This window comes from Streptomyces iakyrus (assembly GCF_000717055.1).
In the GTDB taxonomy this organism is placed as follows: domain Bacteria; phylum Actinomycetota; class Actinomycetes; order Streptomycetales; family Streptomycetaceae; genus Streptomyces; species Streptomyces iakyrus.
Genome location: NZ_JNXI01000066.1, coordinates 1 through 1,619, shown reverse-complemented (window position 1 = coordinate 1,619; position 1,619 = coordinate 1). Strand labels below are relative to the sequence as shown.

Annotated in this window: 2 protein-coding genes; one reads left to right on the top strand and one right to left on the bottom strand. The window is 67.9% G+C overall.

Annotated features, from left to right (window positions below):
- Positions 1-80 precede the first annotated feature (80 nt).
- Complete coding sequence (locus OO68_RS41530) at positions 81-809, top strand: DUF2625 domain-containing protein (RefSeq protein ID WP_033314691.1); 729 nt, start codon at positions 81-83, stop codon at positions 807-809.
- A gap of 6 nt (positions 810-815) precedes the next feature.
- On the opposite strand, the gene OO68_RS46025 is transcribed toward OO68_RS41530, so the two are convergent.
- A protein-coding gene (locus OO68_RS46025; RefSeq protein WP_403548960.1) for an IS5 family transposase occupies positions 816-1,618 on the bottom strand; the annotation gives its coding sequence in 2 pieces (ribosomal slippage) (positions 816-1,279 and positions 1,279-1,618; 804 coding nt in all).
- Between the last annotated feature and the right edge of the window lies 1 nt (position 1,619).

Here is a 1,619-nt window from a genome sequence, read left to right as displayed (position 1 = left end):
AGAGGTCATCTCGATTGGTGGATCGAAGTGCCGGCGCCCCGGCGGACTGAGCCACTGGGTGCTGGTGCGACGATGCAGGGATGCGCGAGGTCAATGAGCTGATCAACGTCGACGATCCAGCCTGGCCGCTCCTCCTTCAGGAGCTGTCCGGCACCGACGTACCAGTTGAGGTGCTGCCCGGCGATGCCGAGACAGGCCGTGCCTCGCTGCTGCAACTCCAGGTCTCCGCCCGATCGAATTTGGGCGGCATGGTACTGAACTGCGGTGGTCTGCTCGTGGACAGCGGATGGTTGCGGATCTTCGGAAGCCCGAGTGGTGCCGACGCCGAAGGACTGCCCGGCCTGGCGGAGATCAACGCGATGCCCGCAACGTTCGATCCCGCATGGCAGTCGGGTGCAGGACTCGTGGTCGCGCACGATGTGCTGGGCGGGGTCTTCGCGCTCAACGGGGGCAACCCCCGTGACGCTGGTCGACCCGGCGAGCCGGGCGAGATCCTCTATTTCGCCCCGGATGCCCTTGGCTGGGAGGCTCTGGGTGCCGGCCACTCAGCATGGCTGTCCTGGATTCTCTCCGGAGGGCTCCAGGAGTTCTATGAGGGCTTGCGGTGGGATGGCTGGCGCGACGAAGTCTCTGTGCTGAATGGCCGGCAGGGGCTGTCGTTCTTCCCGCCGTTGTGGTCGGCCGAGGCCCGCCAGGATCTGCTGGCGACCAGCCGCCGTGCGGTGCCCATGGCCGAACTCCTGAGCCTGAGCCGCGACTCGTGCCTTCAGTTCGACGGCGCCGATCCGGGGTTTCTCGGAGCGGTATGAACTGGCTCACCCACCCAGACGCCGGTAGCAGATGAGGGTGGCGGCGATGCCGGCGAAGGCGAGGAAGTGTTCGGCCTTGCGCTCGTAGCGGCGGTGAAGGCGGCGGCACCCGGCAAGCCAGGCCACCGTCCGCTCCACGGTCCAGCGGTGGCGGCCCAGGCGCTGGGAGGACTCGATGCCCTTGCGGGCGATGCGTGGGGTGATGTTCCGGGAGCGCAGCCACTGCCGCACGTGGCCGTAGTCGTACCCCTTGTCGCCATGGAGTTTGGCGGGGCGCCGGCGACGCCGTCCGCGACGGGAGCGGACAGGCGGGATGCCGCGCACGAGGGGTTCGATTCCCTGACTGTCGTGGGTGTTCGCGGCGGAGATTCCGATCGAGAGGGGTAGACCGGACCGCTCGGTGATCAAGTGGATCTTTGATCCCTTCTTGCCGCGATCTACGGGATTCGGACCCGTCAGGTCCCCCCTTTGAGGGCCCGCATGTTCACCGAGTCGATCGCACACCGCGACCAGTCCAACTCCCCGCGGGCGCCGAGCTCGTCGAGGACAAGGCGGTGAAGCTTGCCCCACACCCTGGCCCGGCTCCACTCGGTGAACCGACGGTGTGCAGTCGGCCCGGACGGGCCGAAGACCGGCGGCAGTTGCCGCCAGGTACAGCCCGTCGTGGCCACGAACACGATCGCCGCCAGCACTTCGCGATCACCGTACCGCCGTCGACCACCGCCCTGCGGACGCACCGGAGCAGCAGGGACCACCCGCTGAAACAGTTCCCACAGCCCGTCCGGAACCAGACGTCCCACCCACTCCATC

Bases quoted from the DNA above. Each gene is read 5' to 3' on its own strand.
- OO68_RS41530 (WP_033314691.1), top strand. From the start codon at position 81: ATGCGCGAGGTCAATGAGCTGATCAACGTCGACGATCCAGCCTGGCCG.